A 23,054-nucleotide genomic window follows, 5' to 3' on the forward strand; every position below is an offset into this window, starting at 1 on the left:
ATCGACCAGAAACGTGACGGGCGCATGACAGCATTAACACCCCTACCCCGTCAAGGGCCTGTATGATTCAATCGCATCAACCACAGCATATGGTGACTCGGTTCGCGCCAAGCCCCACCGGTAGGTTGCATATCGGCCATGGCTGGTCGGCATTGCTGGCGATGGACTTCGCGCGGGTCCGGGGCGGCACCCTCCGCCTGCGGATCGAGGACATAGACGGCACCCGCAGCCGTCCCGAGCATGTCGCGGGGATCATGGAGGATCTGCGCTGGCTTGGCATCGCCTGGGACGGCGAGATCATGTTCCAATCGGCGCGGCTGGGGGATTATGATGCCGCACTGGGGCGATTGAAGAGGATGGGGCTGCTCTATCCCTGCTTCTGCACCCGCGCGGACATCCAGGCCCAATGGGCCGCCAGCGCCAGCGCGCCGCATGGGCCGGAAGGGCCGGTCTATCCCGGAAGCTGCCGCGGACTGGCGGAAACGGAACGGTCGCAACGGATAGCGGCGGGCGAGCCGCATGCCTGGCGGATCGACATGGGGCGCGCCGTCGAGCGGGCCGGAACCCTGCATTGGGACGCTGCATCCCTTCATTCCGATCGAACGCGGGCGGTGGAAGCGAGACCGCTGCTGGCGGGCGACGTCGTGCTTGCGCGCAAGGATGCGCCGGCCAGCTATCACCTCTCCTGCACGCTGGACGACGCGGCGATGGGGGTCAGCCATGTGTTGCGTGGCGACGATCTGCTGGGGGCGAGCGATATCCACCGCTTGATCCAGGCGCTGCTCGACCTCCCCTCGCCCACTTATATCCACCATCCGCTGCTGGTGGGGCCGGATGGCAGGCGGCTTGCCAAGCGCGACGGTTCGATCGCGCTCGCCGATCTGCGGGCGCAGGGCGCCGATCCGCGACAACTGGCCGACGATCTGCGCCAGGCGCGCTTTCCGATTGGCATTTCGCTGGGGAGCGCCTAGATTCACGCCATGAACACCGTGCTTGTCATTGCCCTGATCCTGGCCATGGGCGCCACCCTGTTCGCGCTGATCCGGGGCATCATCGCCTTCTTGCAGGCGACCAAGGAACAGCTCAACTCGCCGGAAAGCGGCCCCAGTTCGTCCAGCCTGAAACAGAACAGGATGATGATGAACCGCATCCTGTTCCAGGCCGTTGCGGTGATCATCGTCGCCATATTGCTGCTGATGAAGGGCAACAACTGACCCCATGGTCAAGCTCAACAAGATCTACACCCGCACCGGCGACGCGGGCACGACGGGCCTTGTCGACGGATCGCGCCTGCCCAAGCATGCGCCGCGCATGCGGGCGGTCGGCGACGTGGACGAGGCGAACAGCGCCATCGGCCTGGCCATCGTGGCGATCGGTGACGGGCCGGAAGCGGCGTGGCTGACCACCATCCAGAACGACCTGTTCGACCTGGGCGCGGACCTCGCCACGCCGATCCCCGAGGGCGCGGACGAACCCTGGGCGCTGCGCATCGTCGCGTCGCAGGTCAAGCGGCTGGAGGACCAGATCGACGCCATGAACGCCGAGCTGGCGCCGCTGGACAGCTTCATCCTGCCGGGCGGATCGCCCGCCGCCGCCGCCGTGCATCTCGCCCGGGCGGTCACGCGCCGGGCCGAGCGCGCCGCCACCGCCGCGACCGATGAAACGGCGCTCAATCCCCAGGCGCTGGCCTATCTCAACCGGCTGTCCGATCTGTTGTTCGTGATGGCGCGCCGGCTCAACGGCAACGGCGCGGGCGACGTCAAATGGGTGCCGGGCGCCTCGCGCTGATATTCGCTCGCTCTGATATTTGATTGCCGCATTCCGCGAGCGGCCGGCCGCGGCCTGCCTCTCCATCCTTAACGGCTCGACTCGCGCGCCGCACGGTTCGTCCATGGGGCGGCCGTTAACCATTCCCCTTCACCTTGGATTTACGCGCCGCCCCAATTTTGAGCGCGATTTCAACGACGGGCCTCAGGGATGCAGTTCTACCGCGCGACCTCCTTCCTCTTTCCGCATTCCTTGCGCCGCCGCCTCTTCGCGCTGTGCCTCGTCACCACCCATATGCCGTTGCTGGGCTATATCGGCTGGGGCTTGGCGACAGGGCGGATCGCCTGGGCGGAGTGCATCATCCTGATCCTTGCCACCATGGCGGGCGCTGCGGGGGCGTTGATCGGCATCGGCGCGCTGCTGGACCCGATCCACGCGCTGGTCGATGCGCGGGATGAGGGCGACGCGCCGCGCCCGGAACGCGGCGGCACGCCAACCCTGCCGACGGTCGGCGACATCATCGCCAGGCTGTTCGCCGGGATGAGCCGGGCCGCGCATCCCGCACGGGAGATCGATGAACGCAACATCGCGGCGCAGGAGGACCCGCTGACCGGTATCGCCAACCGGCGCGGTTTCCTGGCGCAGCTCGACACCCTACCCCACGCCCGGCGCCGGGGCTGCATCGCGATCATCGACATCGATCATTTCAAGCAGGTCAACGACCAGCTCGGCCATGATGGGGGCGACCATGTGCTCGGCGATTTCGCGGCCCGCCTGTCATCGCAGACACGCCGCATCGACCTGATCGGCCGCTGGGGCGGGGAGGAATTCGCGATCTTCTACCAGGACGCGATCGAGGATGAGGCAAGCTGGTCGCTTGCCCGCATGGCCGACCGGATGCGGCAGGAACCGGTCGGCCGGGTGAACGGCCAACCGATCAGCTTTTCAGCGGGGCTGTGCGCCTGGCGCGGTGGTCCGGTGACGGCGGCGATCGCCCAGGCGGAAGAGGCGCTGCATCGCGCCAAGCGGTCCGGGCGGGATCAGATCCGGCGGGCCGAACGCCCTTCCACTCAGGCCTATGGTTAGCAGGAGACACGGTGATCGAAGGATCGGGCGCCGTCACCCCATGCCCCTTCCGAAGGGTAGCAGCGCCTCATAAACGGGGAGCGGCGGTTTGCCCGCCACCGGAACCCCACGCCGCATCAGAAAGGCATGGCGCACGATTTCCGCCTGCTGCTCCAGCCCATAACGATCGAAGGGCCGTCCCGGCACGATCTCATAGCCATAGCGGCAAAAGGGATGGCGCATCAGCGGCAGATACCATTTACCCCCGCGCTGGGCCTGCCAGACATGCGTCATCTCATGGATGAAATGCCCCTGGATATGCAGCGGCGTGTCGCAGAAATCCGTGCAGAACAGGCCTCCCGCTGGATGGAACCAGAGATCGCCGTCGGGCGCCATGGTGACGCCTTTGGGCTGGAAAGGCCACCATTTGCGATTATGCACCCTGACACGGCCGTAATCGATCGCCTGCCCGAAGACCGATCGGGCGAGAGCGGCCTCCGCCACCGTCAGCGGGCGAGCGGTCAATGGGCCTTGTGGTCGTCGGGGCTGGGCGCACTGGCAGGCGCAGCGGCGCCGGGCTTCTCGATGATGGCATCGACCAGCAGGCGGTCGCCATTGGCAAGCAGGAAGGTGAGCGTCATCTTGCCCCGGCCGATCGCGGTGTCGTTGACGCCCCAGAGCATCAGATGCTTGCCGCCCGGCGCGAAGGCGACCTTCGACTTGGCGGGGATGGGAACGCTTTCGATCGGCTTCATCGTCATCTTGCCGCCCTCGCTCATGCTCTCATGCATCTCGACCTTGAGCGCGTAATCGGTCAGCACGCCGCGCAGGGCCGTGTCCGCATCGCCGCCATGGGCGATGAAATAGCCGGAGGACGGCATGTCCTTATTGGGGCTGAGGCGCACCCAGGCCTGGTCGACATAGGTGGGCGCGGGGTCGCCGCAGGCCGCCAGTGCGAGGGGTGCAAGGAGGATCGGGGTAAAATAAGAGCGCATCGACAAGGCTTTCGTGACTGTCTCGTTTCCGGTCGATTGACTAGCTAATCTCCACAGCTTCTTGTGCCAAGCAAAAGCGCGCCTATATCCCTTTCGCAAACGGCCTTGCCTTGGCGCTTTCGTGAGGTATGGGGCCGTCAACCGCTGAATGTGATTTGGGGTTCAAAGAGGACAAGATGGCAAAAGTAATCGGTATCGACCTGGGCACGACCAATAGCTGCGTCGCCGTGATGGACGGCGGCAAGCCCAAGGTCATCGAAAATGCGGAAGGCGCGCGCACCACGCCCTCGATCGTCGCCTTCACCAAGGATGGCGAGCGACTGATCGGCCAGCCCGCCAAGCGTCAGGCCGTGACCAATCCGGACAATACGATCTTCGCGGTGAAGCGCCTGATCGGCCGCCGCTTCGACGATCCCATGACCAAGAAGGACATGGAACTCGTCCCCTATTCGATCGCCAAGGGCCCCAATGGCGACGCCTGGGTCAATGCCGGCGGCAAGGATTACAGCCCCTCGCAGATTTCCGCCTTCACCCTGCAGAAGATGAAGGAAACCGCCGAGAGCTATCTGGGCGAGACGGTCACGCAGGCGGTCATCACCGTTCCGGCCTATTTCAACGACGCCCAGCGTCAGGCAACCAAGGACGCGGGTCAGATCGCTGGCCTGGAAGTGCTGCGCATCATCAACGAGCCGACCGCGGCGGCGCTGGCCTATGGGCTGGAGAAGCAGGACGGCAAGACCATCGCGGTCTACGACCTTGGCGGCGGCACCTTCGACATCTCGATCCTGGAGATCGGCGATGGCGTGTTCGAGGTGAAGTCGACCAATGGCGACACCTTCCTGGGTGGTGAGGATTTCGACGCCAAGCTGGTCGAATATCTGGCTGCCGACTTCAAGAAGGAAGAGGGCATCGACCTCACCAAGGACAAGCTGGCACTCCAGCGCCTGAAGGAAGCGGCGGAAAAGGCGAAGATCGAGCTGTCCTCGGCCCAGTCGACCGAAGTCAACCTGCCCTTCATCACCGCCGATCAGAACGGTCCCAAGCACCTCGTCAAGAACATCACCCGCGCCGATCTGGAGCGGCTGGTGGCCGACCTCATCAAGCGGACCATGGAGCCTTGCAAGAAGGCGCTGGCCGATGCTGGCGTTTCGGCGACCGAGATCAGCGAAGTCGTCCTCGTTGGCGGCATGACCCGCATGCCCAAGGTGCGCGAGGCCGTGAAGGACTTCTTCGGCAAGGAACCGCATACCGGCGTGAACCCGGACGAAGTCGTCGCCATGGGCGCCGCCATTCAGGCAGGCGTGTTGCAGGGTGACGTCAAGGACGTGCTGCTGCTCGACGTCACTCCGCTGTCGCTGGGTATCGAGACGCTGGGCGGGGTGTTCACCCGCATGATCGACCGCAACACCACCATCCCCGCCAAGAAGTCGCAGGTCTATTCGACCGCCGACGACAATCAGCAGGCGGTGACGATCCGCGTGTTCCAGGGCGAGCGTGAAATGGCGGCGGACAACAAGCTGCTCGGCCAGTTCGATCTGGTCGGCATTCCGCCCGCGCCGCGCGGCGTGCCGCAGATCGAAGTCACCTTCGACATCGACGCCAACGGCCTCGTCAACGTCCATGCCAAGGACAAGGGCACGGGCAAGGAACAGCAGATCCGCATCCAGGCTTCGGGCGGGCTCAGCGACGCCGACATCGACCAGATGGTCAAGGATGCCGAGCGTTTCGCCGAGGAAGACAAGAAGAAGCGCGAATCGGCCGAGGCGAAGAACAATGCCGAGAGCCTGATCCACACCACCGAGCAGCAGCTTTCCGAGCATGGCGACAAGGTGGACGCCGGCCTGAAGTCGGAAATCGAAACCGCGATCGCCGCCACCAAGTCGGCGGTCGAGAGCGGCGATGCTGAAGCCATGAAGGCGAAGGCGCAGGAACTGGCGCAGGTCGCCATGAAGCTGGGCCAGGCCATTTATGAGAAGGAGCAGGCGGCTGCGGCTGCTCCGGGTGCGGATGCTCCGAAGGCGGACGACGATGTCGTCGATGCCGAATTCTCGGAAGTGGACGACAACAAGGCGTAAGCTGATGTGCTTGCCCCGTCAGGACTGTTATGGGCTTGACGGGGCAGGGACGCCGGGGGCGAGATGAGCACCGAAATCGATTATTACGAACTGCTCGAAATTGAGCGCACGGCCGATGCCGGGGCTATCAAGAGCGCTTATCGCAAGCTGGCGATGAAATATCACCCCGACAAGACCGGGGGCTGCGCCGACAGCGAGGCCAAGTTCAAGGCCGTTTCCGAGGCCTATGAATGCCTGAAGGACCCGCAGAAGCGGGCGGCCTATGACCGGTTCGGTCATGCGGCGTTCCAGAATGGCGGCGCGGGCTTTGGCGGCGGGCGCGGCGGCGCGGGTGGCTTTTCCGACCTGGGCGATATTTTCGAGACGATCTTCGGTCAGGCGGCTGGCGGTTTCGGCGGCGGCGGGCGACAGGCCCAGCGGCGCGGCGCGGACCTGCGCTACGACATGGAAATCACGCTGGACGACGCCTATCACGGCAAGAAGACCGAGATCGAGATCGAAGTCTCCGCGTCTTGCGAAAGCTGCGATGGGTCCGGCGCACAGCCCGGCACGGGGGTCAAGAGCTGCGGCACCTGCCACGGCCATGGCCAGGTGCGGGCGCAACAAGGCTTCTTCGTGGTCGAGCGGACCTGTCCGTCCTGCCATGGCGCGGGCCAGGTGATCGAAAGCCCCTGCCGCTCGTGCCGGGGCGAGGGACGGGTGGACAAGCCCAAGACCCTGTCCGTCAACATCCCCGCCGGTGTCGACGAAGGCACACGCATCCGCCTGTCGGGCGAGGGCGAGGCCGGGGCACGCGGCGCGCCCGCGGGCGACCTCTATATCTTCCTGCATGTGAAGCGGCATGCGATCTTCGAGCGGGATGGGACGACTTTGTTCGCCCGCGCGCCTGTGAGCATCACGACGGCGGCTCTGGGCGGCGTGATCGAAGTGCCGGGCCTCGATGGCCAGCGGCACGAGATCAAGATCCCGAGCGGCATCCAGTCGGGCAAGCAGATCCGCCAGCGTGGCGCGGGCATGCCGGTGCTGAACGGGCGCGGACAGGGCGACCTGGTGATCCAGGTCGATGTCGAGACCCCGACCAAGCTGACCGCCAAGCAGCGCGAATTGCTGGAAGCCTTTCGTGAGACGGAGACGGGCGAGGAATGCCCGCAGTCGACGGGGTTCTTCAGCAAGCTCAAGGAATTGTGGGGGGATTGATTTCTCCCCGCTTCCTTTAGAGCGATTTCCAAGCGATCGGAACCGATCGCTGGTTGAGAATCGCGGCAGACAAAAGGCTTGGAGCGGCGATCTGATTCAATCAGATCGCAAACCGCTCCAAGGCGCACAAAGCGCCAAATTTACCTGTTCCCGCGTTCCCGCTGCGCCCAGGCGTAAAAGGGAAATCCCCCCGCCATCAGCAGGAAGCTGGCGCCACTGGGCACCAGCCCGGCGCCCCAGAGCGTCCAGAGCGCATAGCCAAGCCCGATCAGCGCCACCGGAACCACCAGCCGGAACCTGAGCGCCGCCAGCGCGCATCCGACATAGAGCCAGAGCGTGGCCGAGGTCGACAGCAGCGCCATCGCCGTGAACAGCGCGACCAGCCCTTGCAGGCTGTTGGCGATCAGCATCAGCGTCCCCAGCGCGCAGGACAGCAGCAATGCGCGGACCGGCGTGCCGCGTGCGTTGGCTCCCGCCAGCCAGCGCGGCAGTTCGCCGCCCCGCGCCATGGCGAGCGGCACTTCGCCTTGCAACAGAGTCCAGCCGTTGAGGGCGCCAAGGCAACTGATGGTGGCGAAGGCGGCGATCAGATGCGCGGGGCCAGGCGACCAATAATGAGCGACGAAGGCAGCGAAGGGAGAACCGGACTGGCTTTCCGCCGCCGGTAAGGTGAGCGCTATGCCCGAGCAGACGAGCAGATAGATGAGTCCCGTGACCGCCGTGCCGATCAGCGTGGCGCGGGGGATGGTCCGGGCGGGATCGCGCACCTTGTCGGCGGCGACACTGGCGGATTCGAAGCCGAGCAAGGCCCAGAGGGTCAGCGCGGCCGAGGCCGTGATCCCGGCGCCGGTGAAACCGTGCGCGGGGAAGGGTGCGACCTCCGCCTTGCCGCTGCCCAGCATGAGGGCGAGCAGGATGAGAACCACGACGATCGGGATCAGCTTGAGCGCGGTGGTGGCGAGCTGGGTCAGGCCCACCGCCCGCGCGCCGATCAGGTTGACGCCGGTCGTGGTCCATAGAAAGGCGATCGATACCAGCGCTCCGACGCCCGGGCGGTTCAGCGCGGGCAGGATGCTGCTGAGATTGGCGGCAGCGGCGACGGCGATGGTGACATTGGTGAAGATCACCGAAATCCAGTAGATCCAGCCGATCGCGAAGCCGGCAAGCGGGCCATAGGCGCGGGTGATGAACTGCGCCGTGCCGCCGGCATCGGGCATCAGGACCGTCAACCGCGCGATGACATAGGCCAGGACCAGCGATCCCGCGATGGTGAAGACCCAGCCCGCCACCGCGTCCCAACCAAAGGGCGCGAGCGAGGCAGGCAGCAGGAACACGCCCGACCCGATCATATTGCCCATCACCAGCGCGATGCAGGCGGCAAGACCCAAGGTGCGGCTGGTGGAGGGAGGCATGTTCATGACTCAGCCTGGGGTTCGCGCATCGGCCATTCATGGGCTTATGCAGCGCGCGGCGCAATGGAGGCGGGAGCGGGATTTTCGAAACAAGGCATCGCAAAGCCGGCGTCCGGAAATGACAAGCCCCCCTTCCCCGGCCGGAGTCGGAACATAACCACCCTTCGTGCGATTCCCTTGCGAGAGCGGATCAACCGTATCGGAGGGGCATGGATGGGCAAAAGCCGAACCGCACCAAGCCAGATCGACCTCATCACCCGTTACCGGGAGGTCCGGGCGCTGAGCGAAGCGCTGGCGGCACCGCTTTCCGACGCCGATGCGACGGTGCAGTCCATGGCCGACGCGTCGCCGGCCAAATGGCATCTTGCCCATGCGAGCTGGTTTTTCGAGACCTTCGTACTGCGCGATCATGTGCCGGGCTACACGCCGTTCGATGCCCGCTACACCTTCCTCTTCAACAGCTATTATGAAGCGGAGGGACCGCGTCATGCCCGGCCGATGCGGGGGATGCTGACCCGGCCGAGCCTGAAGGACGTTCGCGCCTATCGCGCGCATGTCGACAAGGCGCTGGTCACCGCCCTGCCGATGCTGAAGCCCGAAGTGCAGGCGCTGGTGCTGCTGGGCCTCAACCACGAACAGCAGCATCAGGAACTGATGCTGACCGACATCCAGCATCTGCTGTCCCTGAACCCGCTGGAACCCGCGCTGTTCGACGCACCCAATGCCCTGCCCGCGCCGATCCCGGGCCCGCTCCACTGGATCGAGGGGCGGCAGGGACTGGTCGAGGTCGGCGACGATGGCAAAGGCGATTTCGCCTTCGATTGCGAGGGCCCCCGCCACAAGGCGGTGTTGCATCCCCACGCGCTGGCCCATCGTCTGATAACCAATGGCGAATGGATCGACTTCATCGAGGATGGCGGTTACGCGCGCACGTCCCATTGGCTGTCGGATGGCTGGGCCTGGGTCCAGGCGGAGGGGATCGAGGCGCCGCTCTACTGGAAACGCAACGAGCAGGGATGGACGCGCTATGGCCTGGACGGCCGCAAGCCGGTCAATCGCGCGGCGCCGGTGACCCATATCAGCCTTTATGAAGCCGATGCCTATGCCCACTGGGCGGGATTCCGGTTGCCCACCGAGGCGGAATGGGAAAGCGCGGCGCTCAATATCGCGCCGACCAGCGGCAACCAGCTCGACGGCGCGGCCTGTCCGCGCGCCCGCGCCGCGGAGGGTGGATCGGTGCTGACGCAGATGTTCGGCGACGTGTGGGAATGGACCGGTAGCGCCTATCGCCCCCATCCCGGCTTCCGTGCCGCCGAGGGCGCGGTGGGCGAATATAATGGCAAGTTCATGTCCGGCCAGTTCGTGCTGAAGGGCGGCAGTTGCGCCACGCCGCGCGGCCATGTCCGGGCGAGCTACCGCAATTTCTTCTACCCCCATCAACGCTGGCAGTTCACCGGACTGCGGCTGGCAAAGGATCTGTAAGGCGATGTTGCTGACCCAGTATGCCCCGCTGTCCCTGCGCGCGCCCGATCCGGCCTTCCGCCGCGACATAGTGGAGGGGCTGTCGCGCACGCCCAAGGCGACGCCGCCCATATGGTTCTACGACCGGCGCGGATCGGAACTGTTCGAGGCGATCACGGACCTGCCGGAATATTATCCGACACGAGCGGAAACCGGATTGCTGGAAAAGCACGGGGCCGATTTTGCCGCTGCCGTGGGAGCGGGACGCGCCGTGGTCGAATTCGGCGCGGGCAGTGCCCGCAAGACGCCCCATCTGCTGCGCGCCATCGACCCGGCCGCCTATGTGCCGATCGACATCAGCGGCGAGTTCCTGCACGCCAGCAGTGCCGAACTGGCGTCCGCCTTTCCTGGCCTGCCCGTGTTGCCGGTGGTGGGCGATTTCAACCGCGACCTGCTGCTGCCGGCCGCCGTCGAGGGCCTTCCCCGACTGGGCTTCTTTCCCGGATCGACCATCGGCAATATGGAGCCGGAGGCCGCCGTGGATCTGTTGCGGGCGATGCGGCGATTGCTGGGCGACGATGCGTTGTTGCTGATCGGTATGGACCGCATCAAGGATCGCGAGCGGCTGATCGCGGCCTATGACGATGCGGCGGGGGTGACGGCGGCGTTCAACCTCAACCTGGTCGCCCGCATCAATCGCGAGCTGGAGGGGGATATGCCGATCGACGGCTTTGCCCATCGCGCGATCTGGAACGACGACAAGGCACGGATCGAAATGCATCTGGTGGCGGTGCGGCCGTTGCATTTCCATGTCGCCGGGCAATGTTTCCGCATGGCGGCGGGGGAGACGATCCATACGGAGAGCAGCCATAAATATGGCGCGCGCGACGAAAGACTGCTGCTGCGCGCGGGCGGATGGGAGCCGCGGCACGAATGGACGGACGGTGAAGGCCTGTTTTCGCTGATACTGGCGAAAGCGGGCTGAGCGGGGACAACCGCTATTCGACGACCCTGGCCGACCAGGTGGTGATCCAATGCCAGGCGCCCCGGCATTCGCCCATGGCGCTCGCCTCGACCAGGCGGAAACGCGTGCCGTCCCAGACATAGGATTCGCTGCCGCCGCAATCGCCCAACCCCCTGCCCTTGGCATAGCTTTGCAGGGTGGAGGTCTGCGGCGCCCAACCCGCGTTGACGAGCATCGGATGGCTCGCGTCCTCGCTCCAGCCCGGCGGATAGTCGAAGCTGGCGAAGCGGAAGGCCCGGCGGCCGGGAATGCCGGTGGCGATCACGGGGACGGAGGTGAAATTATAGGCGCCCGCGCCGCACGGCACCAATATCAGCGTCTCCGTCTTCGACAATCGATGCAGGTCGGGCGGCGAGGCAGCATCCTTCATCTCGTCGGCGCAGCCGGTGAATGCGCCGACGGCCGTCAGTTCCTCCCGCCAGAGGGCCGGCGGCGCCGTGCCGGCGGGAATGATCGCGCGCCGGATGGACGGGATTGCAGGTGCAGGCCGCACCGCGCTGCGGGCGAGCGGACCGGTCGCGACGAGCGCCGCCATGGTGCCCGCCCGCCCCTGCCTCGCGTCCATATAGCGCAACGCGGCGGCGGAACCGGCCAAGGACGGCTGATCGATGCGCTTGCCGCCCGAACGGATTTCCATCCCGCCGCCCCGCGCCATGGCAATGGCCAGCGCCGAAGCCTGCGGCCCTTGCAGGCTGGCCTCCCCGTCCACGCTCACCGCGCTGGCGACCTTGCGGCCGTCGATCAGGAAATCCAGCGTCTCCCGCCCCTTGGCATCGCGGCTGACCCGGATTTCAGGATCGGCGGCCGCGTCCGCATCCCGGCTGATACCCAGCATGACGGGGCTGTCGGGCCAGTCGCCTCCCTCGGGCAGCAGGGACACCGCCTCGCACCGGTTGCGGTTGTCGCAACCGATGGTCCAGTCCTTGTAGCTTTCCAATGTGCCCGGCTTCGGCGCTTGCGCGAAAGCCGGCGCCATGACCGCCGACAGCATGACTGTCAGCCCGAATATGCGTTGCGCCCCCATGGGTTAACCATAGCTGGTTTCGTCGGCGACGGGTAGAACTTTCGTTATAGACGCGCAACGGTCAGCGCAGGCTGAGCATCAGCCCCGCCAGTGCCGCGCTCATGAGGTTGGCGAGACTGCCCGCCACCAGCGCCTTGAGCCCCAGCCGCGCGATCACCGGCCGCTGGTTGGGCGCAAGATTGCCCGTGACCGCCATCTGGATCGCAATCGAGCTGAAATTGGCGAAACCGCACAGCGCGAAGGTGACGATCGCGATGGTCGCGGGCGACAGCGCGCCCTGCACCTGGCCCAGATTGATGTAGGCGACGAATTCATTGAGCACGACCTTGGTACCGAACAGGCCGCCCGCGATCTGCGCCTCGTTCCAGGGAATGTTGAGCAGAACCATGACCGGGGAGAAGAGATGGCCGAGCAGTTGCTGGAAGCTGAGGCCGGGATAGCCGAACCAGCCGCCGATGCCGCCCAATATGCCGTTGGCCAGCGCGACGAGCGCCACGAAGGCCAGCACCATGGCGCCGACCGCGACGGCCAGCTTCACGCCGGTCTGCGCGCCCTGGGCGGCGGCCATGATGAGGTTGGCGGGCTTTTCCTCGTCATGAGTGGCGGGCGGCATCGGTTCGCCGGGCGTTCCCCCCGGCAGCAGCGCGGCGGGGCCGGTGTCGCCGATCCGGCTTTCGGGCAGGACGACTTCGGGATGATCGCCGAGCGGCAGTTCGGGCTCGCGCTCCGGCTCGTCGGGCATCATGATCTTCGCCATCAACAGCCCGCCGGGCGCGGACATGAAGCTGGCGGCAAGCAGATAGTCGATCTTGATCCCCATGGAGGCATAGGCCGCCAGGATCGTGCCCGCCACGCCCGCCATGCCGCTGGTCATCACGGCGAAAAGCTGCGGCGGGGTGAGGCCCGCCAGATAGGGGCGGATGACGAGCGGGCTTTCGCTCTGGCCGACGAAGATATTGGCGGCGGCGCAGAGACTCTCGACCTTGGATACGCCCGTCACCTTCTCGATCGCGCCGCCGACCCAGCGGACGATCTGCTGCATGATGCCCAGATAATAGAGGATCGACACCAGGCTGGCGAAGAAGATGATGACCGGCAGCGCGGCGATGGCAAAGCTGGCGCCGCCGATTTCCGGTTTCGCGAGCGGACCGAAGATGAAGTCCGTCCCGGCCTGCGCATAGCCGAGCAGGTTCGAAACGCCGTGCGACATGCCCGCGATCACCGCGCGGCCGGCGGGCACATAGAGCACCAGCAGGGCGATGCCCGCCTGCAACAGGAACGCCGCGCCCACGACCCGCGGCCGGATGGCGCGGCGGTTGGAGGACAGGGCGACGGCGATGGCAAGGATCAGCGCGATACCGGCTAGGCCAATGAGAAGGTGCATGAAAAGCTTTCGCGGGAAGAACGAATGGCGCGACCATAATGAGCACGCGGTGGCGAGGCCAGTAGCTTTACGATGTTACAAAGGCGTCACATCGGGACGGCATGCCATGAAAAATGCCGCCCCGTTGCCGGAGCGGCATGATCTTCCCACCGATGGCGGACGCTTCAGGCGGCAGCCTTGGCCCGCGACATGCGCTTGCGCTCGTTCGGGTCGAGATAGCGCTTGCGCAGGCGGATGTTCTTCGGCGTCACCTCGACCATTTCATCATCGTCGATATAGGCGATCGCCTGTTCCAGCGTCAGCTTGCGCGGCGGCGTCAGGCGGATGCTGTCATCCTTGCCGCTGGCGCGGAAGTTGGTCAGCGCCTTCGACTTCATCGGGTTGACTTCAAGGTCTTCGGGCTTGGCATTCTCACCGATGATCATGCCTTCGTAGAGCGCCTCGCCCACGCCGACCATCAGGATGCCACGCTCTTCGAGAGGACCGAGAGCATAAGCCACCGCTTCGCCCGCGCCATTGGAGATCAGCACGCCATTCTTGCGGCCTTCGATCTTGCCCTTGTGCGGGCCGTACTTCTCGAACAGCCGGTTCATGATGCCGGTGCCGCGCGTGTCGGACAGGAATTCGCCATGATAGCCGATCAGGCCACGCGACGGCGCGGAGAAGGTGATACGGGTCTTGCCGCCGCCCGAGGGACGCATGTCGGTCATCTCGGCCTTGCGGATGTTCATCTTGTCGACAACCGTACCGGAAAACTCATCGTCCACGTCGATGACGACGGTTTCATAAGGCTCGGTCTTAGCACCGGTCTCATCCTCACCGAACAGCACGCGGGGGCGCGAAATGCCCAGTTCGAAGCCTTCACGGCGCATGGTTTCGATGAGCACACCCAACTGGAGTTCGCCGCGACCGGCGACTTCGAAGCTGTCCTTGTCATCCGATTCCGTGACCTTGATCGCCACGTTGGATTCGGCTTCGCGCATCAGGCGGTCGCGGATCATGCGGCTCGTCACCTTGCTGCCTTCACGGCCCGCCATCGGCGAATCGTTCACGGCAAAGCGCATCGACAGGGTCGGCGGATCGATCGGCTGCGCTTTGATCGCAGTGGTGACGGCCGGGTCGGCAATGGTGTTCGACACGGTAGCGACGGTCAGACCGGCCAGCGAGATGATGTCGCCTGCCTGCGCTTCATCGACCGGCACGCGGTCGAGGCCGCGGAACGAGAGGATCTTGGACGCGCGACCGGTTTCCAGCACATTGCCATCGGCATCGATCGCATGGATCGGCTGGTTGACCTTCAGCGTGCCGGACTGGACGCGGCCGGTCAGGATACGGCCAAGGAAATTGTCGCGGTCGAGCAGAGTCACCAGGAAGCTGAACGGCGCATCGACGTCCAGCGCCGGCGGCGGCACATGGTCGACAATCTTCTGGAACAGCGGCTCCAGCGTGCCTGAACGCAGCGAGGCGTCCTCATTGGCATAGCCATTGCGGCCCGAAGCGTAGAGGACAGGGAAGTCGAGCTGCTCGTCATTGGCGTCGAGCGTGACAAACAGGTCGAACACCTCGTCCAGCACTTCCTGGATGCGTTCGTCGGGACGGTCGATCTTGTTGACGACGACGATGGGCTTGAGACCCAGAGCCAGCGCCTTGCCGGTGACGAACTTGGTCTGCGGCATCGCGCCTTCCGACGAATCGACCAGCAGGACGACGCCGTCTACCATGGAGAGGATGCGCTCCACCTCGCCGCCGAAGTCGGCGTGGCCGGGCGTGTCGACGATGTTGATGCGGGTGCCGTTCCATTCGACCGAGGTGGGCTTCGCCAGGATGGTGATGCCGCGTTCCTTTTCGAGGTCGTTCGAGTCCATCGCGCGTTCCTCGACGCGCTGATTGTCGCGGAAGGTGCCGGACTGGCGGAAAAGCTGATCGACGAGCGTGGTCTTGCCATGGTCGACGTGCGCGATGATCGCGATATTACGCAGGGACATGAAGCTGCCTTCGGGATATGGGTTTTCCCGGCGGGCACCGCGCCTGTCCAGGATGTTTGCGCGCGCCCCTACAGGAAATGACGCGTTGCGGCAAGCGTTGCGGGCGGGCGGCACGATTGCAATGGCCGGGGCAGGCCTTTAGCGTGCGACGCAGGCTTGCAGCCGAACTGTTCTATATACATATAACAGTGCGAACCCTTGATGGCCCCTGGGAGATGACATGGCTTCGACCGCGCCGACCGCCACCGCTACGACATCAGGCGATACGCTGAACCTGACCCCGCCCGATCCGGTGCCGCCGGTCGCGCCCGAAAAAGCGGCGGGACTGGTTCCCCTGGAGGACGAGAAGAAGTCGAAACTCGACGAGAAGGTCGATGCCTTCGTCGACGATCTCGTCGCGCAGGACGCCAATTCGCCGGAATTCGGCCAACGGGTCGACCAGCTCACCAATATGGGGCGCAAGGAAATCGCGGAGGCCGCCGGGCATTCGAACCGCTTCCTCGACCGGCCGGTGCGCGCGATGGACAGCGACAACAAGGTCGGCGTCGACCTTGCCGAACTGCGCCGGACCATCGAGGATCTGGACCCCGGCAAGCGCGGCAGCCTGACCGCGCCCAAGAAGCTGTTCGGGCTCATCCCCTTCGGCAACCGGATGCGCGATTATTTCGACAGCTACAAAAGCGCGCAGAGCCACATCAATTCGATCCTGGGATCGCTGGCCAGCGGCAAGGACGTGCTGATCAAGGACAATGCCGCCATCGATGTCGAGCGGCAGAATATGTGGCAGACGATGGGCCGTCTGGAGCAGATGATCCATATTTCCAAGACGCTCGACGCCCGGTTGGAGGGCAAGGCGCTGGAACTGGATTCGACCGATCCGGCCAAGGCCAAGGCGATCCGCGAAAGCGCGCTTTTCTACATCCGCCAGCGCACGCAGGACCTGCTGACGCAGATGGCGGTGACGGTGCAGGGCTATCTGGCGCTCGACCTCGTCAAGAAGAACAATGTCGAACTGGTGAAGGGCGTGGACCGCGCCAGCACCACCACTGTCGCCGCGCTGCGCACCGCCGTGACCGTGGCACAGGCGCTGGTGGGGCAGAAGCTCGTCCTCGAACAGATCACCGCGCTCAACACGACGACCGCGAACATGATCGATTCGACCGGCGAGATGTTGAAGACCCAGACCGCGCAGATCCACGAGCAGGCTGCGTCCAGCACCATTCCCATCGAGACGCTGCAACGCGCCTTCCAGAATATCTACGACACGATGGACAATATCGACACGTTCAAGATGAAAGCGCTGGAGAATATGAAGACGACGGTGAACACGCTGTCGAACGAGGTCGAGAAGTCGAAGGGCTATATCGCACGGGCCGAGGGACAAGCGCAGGCCGCGCAACAGGCCCGTGCCGACAATCCGCTGCTGAGTGCGATCGAGGCCTGATGCGATGAGCCGTTCCGACCGCGTGCTGGCCGATGCCGAAGCGGTGCTGCGCCGCCATAGCGAGCGCGGACAGAGCCTGTCGGCGCGTGCCCGGCAACGGCGCAACGCGGCGCTGATGCGCAAGGTCAAATATGCCTTCTGGGCCATCATGGCCGTGCTGGTGGCGAGCACCCTCGCCGGCTTCATCGCGCCGATCGGCACGACCGGGGTGATGATCGCGCTGGGCGTCATGCTGGCGGCGGTGCTGCTGATCGGGGCGATGCCCGGCGAGCGGCGCGTCCGCACCGAGGCGCTGGCGGATACCGCGCTCACCGCCTTGCCGCTCCAGGCCGAAATCTGGCTGGAAAACCAGCGCAAGGCCCTGCCCGCCCCCGCGGTCACGCTGGTCGACAGCATCGGCGTCAAGCTGGAGACGCTGGCGCCGCAACTCGAACGGCTGGGGGAACAGGAACCGGCGGCGCAGGAAATCCGGAAATTGCTCTCCGATCATCTGCCCGAACTCGTCACCGGCTATCAATCCATCCCCGAACCGCTGCGGCGCGAGGAACGCAATGGCCGTGTGCCGGAAAAGCAGTTGATCGAGGGGCTGAGCGTCATCGACGCGGAAATCGCCCGGATGAGCGAGACACTGGCGAGCGGCGATCTCGACAAGCTGGCGGTGCAGAACCGTTTCCTGGAACTGAAATATCAGGAGGCGAAGGAACTGGGTCAGTAGAACCCTTTTCCTTCAGGACCGTTCTATTGTCGTCATGATCCATCTGACGCTGATCATCGTCGACTTCCTGACCGGCCTGCTGGCGGCCGGAGCATGGGCGCTCGCCACGGCAGGAGGGGCGATTGCGGCTCTGGTGGCCGGCGGGCTGACAGGTGCGGCGATGTTCCGCAAATGGCGGCAAAGGGAATGAGGCGGCCGGTCAGTAGCCCTCGATCCAGGCGGTCATCGCCGACTGGGTCAGCGGCTGGCTGAACTGGATGCCGAAGCGCTTGCCATTGGCCCATATCACCCGGCCGCTGGCTTCCTGTCCCTGGCCCTCGACGGTCAGGAAGGTGCCGGCCGCCGGCGGCGTCTCGCAATGGGCGAGCGCTCCGGAGCAGGACAGGTCCAGGAAATGCGCCCGCGCCGCCATGCCGCCGAAGTGCAGCGCCACCGGCTCGAACATCTTGTGACGCGGATCGTGCCGCCGCTGTCCGGCAGCGGCCGTCGATTCAACCATTTCCTGTCCCTCTCCCGAAGGCCCTGTTCTTCACGAAGAGAGCTAAGGCGTCCGCCGAATCACGGCTGGCTGGCCATTAACCATAATCCACATCAGGGAAAGCGCCGAATGCAGTGGCCGGTCAGGAGCGCAGGGCGCACGGCACGATCGCGGCCGGATCGGGGCGCGCGGCAGCCCGCTTGAACCGGGCGAAATAGCCGCCTGCCGTCGGCTTGGGCACCAGTTCCTCCAGCCGGAAACCCATGGCCGCCAGTTCGCAGGCGAGCAGGCGGGGCGGCGTACCATGCTGGTCGGTCGGCCGGTTGGCGTCGACCACGATCAGCTCGCCGCCGGGCTTGAGCGCGGGGCTGAGATTCCAGAGGAAGGCGTAGGGCTCGGCAATTTCATGATACATATGGACCATGAGGATACGGTCGAAGCTGTTCTCCGGCAGCTTCGGGTCCTCCGGCGCGCCCAGCTTGACGCTGACATTGCGCCAGTCCTCCCGCGTGATGCGGCGGCTGAGCGCCTCTATCACCTCGGGCATGATGTCCTCGGCCAGCACACGGCCCCTGTCGCCGACCCTTTTGGCGAGACGCACGGTGTAATAGCCCTCGCCCGCGCCGATGTCCGCCACCGTCATGCCGGAGCGGATACCGGCGCGATCCATGATGTCCTCGGCTTCGTTCACCCGGTCGCGCGCTTCCTCGCTGGACCAGCGGGTCGAGACGATCGGCGCCACCGGGCGGTCAGCGCGCGGAAAGGCGCGGGCGGCGGCCGGGCGCTCGCTATTCTTGTCCGACGAGAACGGGCCGCAGCCCGCCAGCAAAACCAAGCATGCTGGCAGGATTCCGGCCGGCAGCGCCGGAGCCTTCATCAGTCGACATCCTCCACATCGACCTTCTCGCCCGTCACCTTCTGGCTGAGCGCGGCCGCCATGAAAGGATCGAGCGCGCCGTCCAGCACATCGTCGGGCGAGGTGGAGGTGACGCCAGTGCGCAAATCCTTCACCAACTGATAGGGCTGGAGGACATAGGAGCGGATCTGATGGCCCCAGCCGATCTCGGTCTTCGCCTGATAGTCGGTCGAAGCGGCTTCCTCCCGGCGGCGCAGTTCGGCTTCGTAGAGGCGCGCCTTCAGCATGTTCATGGCCGTGGCGCGGTTCTTGTGCTGCGACCGGTCGTTCTGGCTGGCGACGATGATGCCGGAAGGAACGTGCGTGATGCGGACCGCCGAATCCGTCGTGTTGACGTGCTGCCCGCCGGCACCCGAGGCGCGATAGGTGTCGATCTTGAGGTCGCTTTCATTGACCTCGATCTCGATATTATCGTCGATCACCGGATAGACCCACACCGAGGAGAAGCTGGTGTGGCGGCGCGCCGAGCTGTCATAGGGGCTGATGCGGACCAGGCGGTGCACGCCGCTTTCGGTCTTGGCATAGCCATAGGCATTCTCGCCCTTGAACAGGAAGGTGGCGGACTTGATACCCGCCTGGTCGCCTGCCTGATAATCCACCAGCTCGACCTTGTAACCGCGCCGTTCGGCCCAACGGCGGTACATGCGGCTGAGCATTTCCGCCCAGTCCTGGCTTTCCGTCCCGCCCGCGCCCGCATGGATTTCCAGATAGGTGTCGCTGGCGTCCGCCTCCCCGGCCAGCAGCGCCTTGATCTTGTCCTCGTCCGCGCGGTCGGCCAGCGCCTTCAGCGAGGCGATGGCTTCGTTGACCATGTCCTCGTCACCCTCCGCATCGGCCATTTCGATGAGTTCGGCGGTATCGGTCTTCTCGCTCTCGATCGCGCGGGTGGCGCCGATGGCGGCGTCGAGCCGTGTGCGTTCGCGCATCACTTCCTGCGCCTGTTTCTGATTGTCCCAAAGCGTCGGATCCTCGACGCGGGCGTTCAGTTCGTCGAGGCGGCGAAGGGCGCGGTCCCAGTCGAGGAAGCGGCGCAGCAGATCCAGCGCGGCGTCGATGCGGTCGATATATTGCTGCGCTTCGGCGCGCATGGGAGGTCTCCAGAATGTCGGGGCGCTTGGCCGTCAGGACAGGCAAACGCATCAAGCCCCTGCCCCTATCCGAGGGCGGTGGATTTGGGAAGATTCAATCCTTGTCGGCGTGCGCGGAAGGATTGGCTGGAATGGGCCATTTTATGGCGAAGTTCACACTGTATGCGCGCGCGTGCCTGCCCGCGCGTAGGCGGAGGCGGGGTTTTTATCGGACGTTTCAAAGAGGGATGCGGGATAGAGCGGTGGGTGCGGAATAGGACAGGCTGAATGGGCGGCTGTTGGAAAAATAGGATGTTTTTTGAGGAACGCTGTTGCGGTTGGGTTACCTATTCTTCCGAGTCAGGGTCGGGGAATGGCCGGTTGCCACCAGTCAGCACACGTGCTCCTGCGGAGGCAGGAGCACGTGTGCTTCAAGGAAAGCTGAAGGCAGCACTCCGCCCTAACCCGCGTTCAATAAATCCCGCCCTGATCCTGCAGGAAGTCGCTGTCGGTGCGCTGGTGGCGCTGGACCGTCGCCTCGATGCGGGCGGCGGCCTTGTCTTGCGCGGCCACCTCTTCCTTACGGATCGAGCGGCGGGGTTCGGATTCGGGCTTGAACGCTTCCCAGATCACGGCGGGCTTGGGCTCGTCGGTCGGCCAGACGCCGTAGACGCGCTTGCCCGAGCGGCGGTCGATCGTGACCATGCGGATGCCCGCGGGCGCGACGAAGGGCGTCTTGGGCATGGTTTCGAGCACCGGGGTCATCGCCGCCTTCCAGATCGGCGCGGCGACGCGGCCGCCCTGCGCCCAGCCGCCCAGGCTCCTCGGCTGGTCATAGCCGATATAGACGCCCGCCACGATGTCCGGCGATCCGCCGACGAACCAGACGTTGGTCGGGCCGTTGGTGGTGCCGGTCTTGCCGAACAGCGGGCGCTTGAGGTCTGCCAGGACCGTGGCGGTGCCGCGCTGTATGACGCCCTCGGCAATATGCACGACCTGATAGGCGGTCATCGGGTTCATCACCTGCCGCCCCTCAAAGCCGAAGCGGGGCATCGGCTTGCCGTCCCAATTGGCCATGTTGCAGCCGTCGCACGCGCGCCAGCGCAGCGGCCAGATCACCTTGCCGCGCCGGTCCTGCACATAGTCCATCAGCTTGGGGCTGAGCTGCCGTCCCTGGTTGGCGAGCATCGCATAGGCGTTCACCATCCGCTCGACCGTGGTTTCGCCTGCTCCCAAGGCAAAGGAGAGATAGGGCTGGTAATCCCCGATCCCCATCGCCTTGATCGTGCGGACGACGCGGTCCATGCCGGTCTGGCTGGCGGCGCGCACCGTCATCAGGTTGCGCGACTGCTCGACGCCCCAGCGCATGGTCTGCGGCCCGGCGCTGCCGCCGGTGAAGTTGCGGAAGCATTTCTGGCCCAGGCCCGCGCCCTGATAGACGCACAAGGGGCCGTCGACGATGATCGAGGCCGGGGTCATGCCGTTGTCCAGCGCGGCGGCATAGACGAAGGGCTTGATGGTCGACCCCGGCTGGCGCATCGCCTGCGTCGCGCGGTTGTAGGAGGACAGGCGATTGTCGAAGCCGCCCTGCATGGCGCGGACGCGGCCCGAATGGGTTTCCTCGACCACCATGCCGCCGGAGACTTCGGGCACGTTGCGCAGCGCCCATGACGAACCATTGCGCGCCACCACGATCAGGTCGCCGGGCTTCATCGCGGCGAAGGCCGGACCGCCGCTCTTGCGATAGGGCAGTTGCGCCGCGTCGGCGGGCAGCGTGCCGGTCGATCCATCGGAAAAGCCGATCTGCGCCGCGGAGGAATCGCGGTTGACGATCACGGCCACGCGCCATCCGGCATAGTCGACGTCGATATAGCTGGCCGCCAGTTCGCGCTGCCAGCCGCGCGCCATGTCGACCTTGCCGACCGGACCGGACCATCCCTTGCCCGCGTCGAAGCGGAGCAGGCCGTTGCGCAGCGCCGTCGTCGTCAGATCCTGCATCTTCGGATCATAGGGGCTGCGCACCCAGAGGCCGCCGGCATAGACGCTGTTGGGGCCATCTTCCGCCTTTTCGCCGAAGAGCTGGATCAGGCGGCGGCGCACCTCCTCCATATAATAGCCGCCGGCACGGGCGTCGAAGCTGGAGCCATGGGCCGCCACCGTGCCGAGCGGCTGGGCCTGCGCCTCATCGCGTTGGGCTTTCGTGATCCAGCCATTCTTGGCCATTTCCCCCAGTGCCCAGTTGCGGCGTTCCAGAGCGCGTTCATGGCCGGTCGGGCTTTCAGGCCGGTAATTGGCCGGCCCCTTGGGCAGGATCGCCAGATAGGCCATTTCGTGGAGCTTGAGGTCGCCCACATCCTTGTCGAAATAGGCCCGCGCCGCTGCCTGAACGCCATAGGCGTTGCGGCCCAGGAATATCTGGTTGAGATAGAGTTCGAGGATCTGCTGCTTGGTCAGCACCCCCTCCATGCGATAGGCGAGGATCATTTCCTTCACCTTTCGGGTCGGCGAATATTCGTCGCCGATGAGGAGGTTCTTCGCCACCTGCTGCGTGATGGTGGAGCCGCCTCGCGCGCGCTGGCCCGAACCGATCTTGGTCGCATAGTCGAACACCGCGCCGAAGAAGCCGGGAATGTCGACGCCATGATGTTCGAAGAAGGTCTTGTCCTCCGCCGACAGATAGGCGCGGATCAGGAGCGGCGGATAGTCGCTATACTGGAGCTGCACCCGGCGTTCGCGGGCATAGCTGTGGACCGGCTGGCCGTCGGTGTCGCGCACGATGGTCGGCAGCGGCGGCTCATATTCCAGCAGCGTCGCGGCATCGGGCAGGCCGCGCGCGAAGAGCAGCCAGAAGGCGGCATAGGCCAGCAGCAGCCCGCCCAAGCCGACCGCGATCCAGCGGAACCAGCGCTTGTCCCAATGGGGCTGGAGACGCTGCCGAAAGTCGCTCGCGCCGCGGCGCAGGCGCTGGCTGAAGGACGATGCGGCGTTTTCTGGGCGAGCCTCTTCCATGATGGTCGAGGCTGTAGGGTCAAAAATCGTTTAGCG

At 65.3% G+C, this 23,054-nt stretch carries 21 protein-coding genes; 11 read left to right on the forward strand and 10 right to left on the reverse strand.

The window, feature by feature from the left end; genetic code table 11:
• Window positions 1–89: 89 nt before the first annotated feature.
• From gluQRS to YP76_RS10515, 4 genes are all read left to right on the forward strand, one after another.
• Window positions 90–971, forward strand: a complete 882-nt coding sequence (gene gluQRS, locus YP76_RS10500; protein WP_046763545.1) for a tRNA glutamyl-Q(34) synthetase GluQRS — start codon at window positions 90–92, stop codon at window positions 969–971.
• A gap of 9 nt (window positions 972–980) precedes the next feature.
• Window positions 981–1,214 (forward strand): twin transmembrane helix small protein, encoded by a 234-nt coding sequence (locus tag YP76_RS10505; protein ID WP_046763546.1) that lies wholly within the window; start codon window positions 981–983, stop codon window positions 1,212–1,214.
• A 4-nt stretch (window positions 1,215–1,218) separates the two neighbouring features.
• Complete coding sequence (locus YP76_RS10510; protein ID WP_046763547.1) at window positions 1,219–1,788, forward strand: cob(I)yrinic acid a,c-diamide adenosyltransferase; 570 nt, start codon at window positions 1,219–1,221, stop codon at window positions 1,786–1,788.
• Between the two features lie 189 nt (window positions 1,789–1,977).
• On the forward strand, window positions 1,978–2,853 hold the full coding sequence (locus YP76_RS10515; RefSeq protein WP_046763548.1) for a GGDEF domain-containing protein: 876 nt from the start codon (window positions 1,978–1,980) through the stop codon (window positions 2,851–2,853).
• Between the two features lie 33 nt (window positions 2,854–2,886).
• Here the strand turns inward: YP76_RS10515 and YP76_RS10520 are convergent, their stop codons facing one another.
• Window positions 2,887–3,357 carry a hypothetical protein gene (locus YP76_RS10520; RefSeq protein ID WP_046763549.1) on the reverse strand — a complete coding sequence of 157 codons (471 nt, stop codon included), beginning with the start codon at window positions 3,355–3,357 and terminating at the stop codon, window positions 2,887–2,889.
• Window positions 3,354–3,827, reverse strand: coding sequence for a copper chaperone PCu(A)C (locus YP76_RS10525; RefSeq protein WP_046763550.1), 474 nt, complete (start codon window positions 3,825–3,827; stop codon window positions 3,354–3,356). Before YP76_RS10525 ends, YP76_RS10520 begins: the two co-directional genes overlap by 4 nt.
• A 176-nt stretch (window positions 3,828–4,003) precedes the next feature.
• Here YP76_RS10525 and dnaK point away from each other — a divergent pair, with 176 nt between their 5' ends.
• Window positions 4,004–5,902, forward strand: a complete 1,899-nt coding sequence (dnaK, locus tag YP76_RS10530) for a molecular chaperone DnaK (RefSeq protein WP_046763689.1) — start codon at window positions 4,004–4,006, stop codon at window positions 5,900–5,902.
• Between the two features lie 63 nt (window positions 5,903–5,965).
• A complete protein-coding gene (gene dnaJ, locus YP76_RS10535; protein ID WP_046763551.1) occupies window positions 5,966–7,099 on the forward strand; it encodes a molecular chaperone DnaJ in 1,134 nt (377 codons plus the stop codon).
• A gap of 140 nt (window positions 7,100–7,239) precedes the next feature.
• Here dnaJ and YP76_RS10540 read toward each other — a convergent pair whose 3' ends face one another.
• A complete protein-coding gene (locus YP76_RS10540; RefSeq protein ID WP_046763552.1) occupies window positions 7,240–8,517 on the reverse strand; it encodes an amino acid permease in 1,278 nt (425 codons plus the stop codon).
• Window positions 8,518–8,724: 207 nt separating this feature from the next.
• On the opposite strand from YP76_RS10540, the gene egtB reads away from it, so the two are divergent.
• Together egtB and egtD are read left to right on the forward strand one after the other, a co-directional pair.
• Window positions 8,725–9,993, forward strand: a complete 1,269-nt coding sequence (gene egtB, locus YP76_RS10545; protein WP_046763553.1) for an ergothioneine biosynthesis protein EgtB — start codon at window positions 8,725–8,727, stop codon at window positions 9,991–9,993.
• Window positions 9,994–9,997: 4 nt separating this feature from the next.
• Window positions 9,998–10,957 carry an L-histidine N(alpha)-methyltransferase gene (gene egtD / locus YP76_RS10550; protein ID WP_046763554.1) on the forward strand — a complete coding sequence of 320 codons (960 nt, stop codon included), beginning with the start codon at window positions 9,998–10,000 and terminating at the stop codon, window positions 10,955–10,957.
• A gap of 13 nt (window positions 10,958–10,970) precedes the next feature.
• On the opposite strand, the gene YP76_RS10555 is transcribed toward egtD, so the two are convergent.
• The 3 genes from YP76_RS10555 to typA all read right to left on the reverse strand — a co-directional run bounded on the left by YP76_RS10555 (window position 10,971) and on the right by typA (window position 15,389).
• The gene (locus YP76_RS10555; RefSeq protein WP_046763555.1) at window positions 10,971–12,020 is read right to left on the reverse strand and encodes a DUF1176 domain-containing protein; all 1,050 of its coding nucleotides are present in this window, start codon (window positions 12,018–12,020) and stop codon (window positions 10,971–10,973) included.
• Window positions 12,021–12,081: 61 nt separating this feature from the next.
• A complete protein-coding gene (locus YP76_RS10560; protein WP_046763556.1) occupies window positions 12,082–13,404 on the reverse strand; it encodes a NupC/NupG family nucleoside CNT transporter in 1,323 nt (440 codons plus the stop codon).
• Window positions 13,405–13,568: 164 nt separating this feature from the next.
• A complete protein-coding gene (typA, locus tag YP76_RS10565; protein WP_046763557.1) occupies window positions 13,569–15,389 on the reverse strand; it encodes a translational GTPase TypA in 1,821 nt (606 codons plus the stop codon).
• Between the two features lie 220 nt (window positions 15,390–15,609).
• Here typA and YP76_RS10570 point away from each other — a divergent pair, with 220 nt between their 5' ends.
• The 3 genes from YP76_RS10570 to YP76_RS28235 are packed head-to-tail and all read left to right on the forward strand — an operon-like array spanning window position 15,610 to window position 17,738.
• Window positions 15,610–16,833, forward strand: coding sequence for a toxic anion resistance protein (locus YP76_RS10570; protein ID WP_046763558.1), 1,224 nt, complete (start codon window positions 15,610–15,612; stop codon window positions 16,831–16,833).
• 4 nt (window positions 16,834–16,837) lie between these two features.
• Complete coding sequence (locus YP76_RS10575; protein WP_046763559.1) at window positions 16,838–17,548, forward strand: hypothetical protein; 711 nt, start codon at window positions 16,838–16,840, stop codon at window positions 17,546–17,548.
• Between the two features lie 34 nt (window positions 17,549–17,582).
• Window positions 17,583–17,738: a hypothetical protein gene (locus YP76_RS28235; RefSeq protein ID WP_197707394.1), complete on the forward strand. Its 156-nt coding sequence runs from the start codon at window positions 17,583–17,585 to the stop codon at window positions 17,736–17,738.
• Window positions 17,739–17,747: 9 nt separating this feature from the next.
• Here the strand turns inward: YP76_RS28235 and YP76_RS10580 are convergent, their stop codons facing one another.
• From YP76_RS10580 to YP76_RS10595, 4 genes are all read right to left on the reverse strand, one after another.
• Window positions 17,748–18,047 carry a PilZ domain-containing protein gene (locus YP76_RS10580; RefSeq protein WP_046763560.1) on the reverse strand — a complete coding sequence of 100 codons (300 nt, stop codon included), beginning with the start codon at window positions 18,045–18,047 and terminating at the stop codon, window positions 17,748–17,750.
• A 121-nt stretch (window positions 18,048–18,168) separates the two neighbouring features.
• Complete coding sequence (locus YP76_RS10585) at window positions 18,169–18,903, reverse strand: class I SAM-dependent methyltransferase (protein WP_046763561.1); 735 nt, start codon at window positions 18,901–18,903, stop codon at window positions 18,169–18,171.
• Window positions 18,903–20,030 carry a peptide chain release factor 2 gene (prfB, locus tag YP76_RS10590; protein ID WP_046763562.1) on the reverse strand — a complete coding sequence of 376 codons (1,128 nt, stop codon included), beginning with the start codon at window positions 20,028–20,030 and terminating at the stop codon, window positions 18,903–18,905. Before prfB ends, YP76_RS10585 begins: the two co-directional genes overlap by 1 nt.
• A gap of 450 nt (window positions 20,031–20,480) precedes the next feature.
• The gene (locus YP76_RS10595) at window positions 20,481–23,018 is read right to left on the reverse strand and encodes a penicillin-binding protein 1A (RefSeq protein ID WP_046763563.1); all 2,538 of its coding nucleotides are present in this window, start codon (window positions 23,016–23,018) and stop codon (window positions 20,481–20,483) included.
• Between the last annotated feature and the right edge of the window lie 36 nt (window positions 23,019–23,054).

Origin of the sequence: Sphingobium chungbukense, assembly GCF_001005725.1 — a bacterium.
GTDB lineage: Bacteria > Pseudomonadota > Alphaproteobacteria > Sphingomonadales > Sphingomonadaceae > Sphingobium > Sphingobium chungbukense.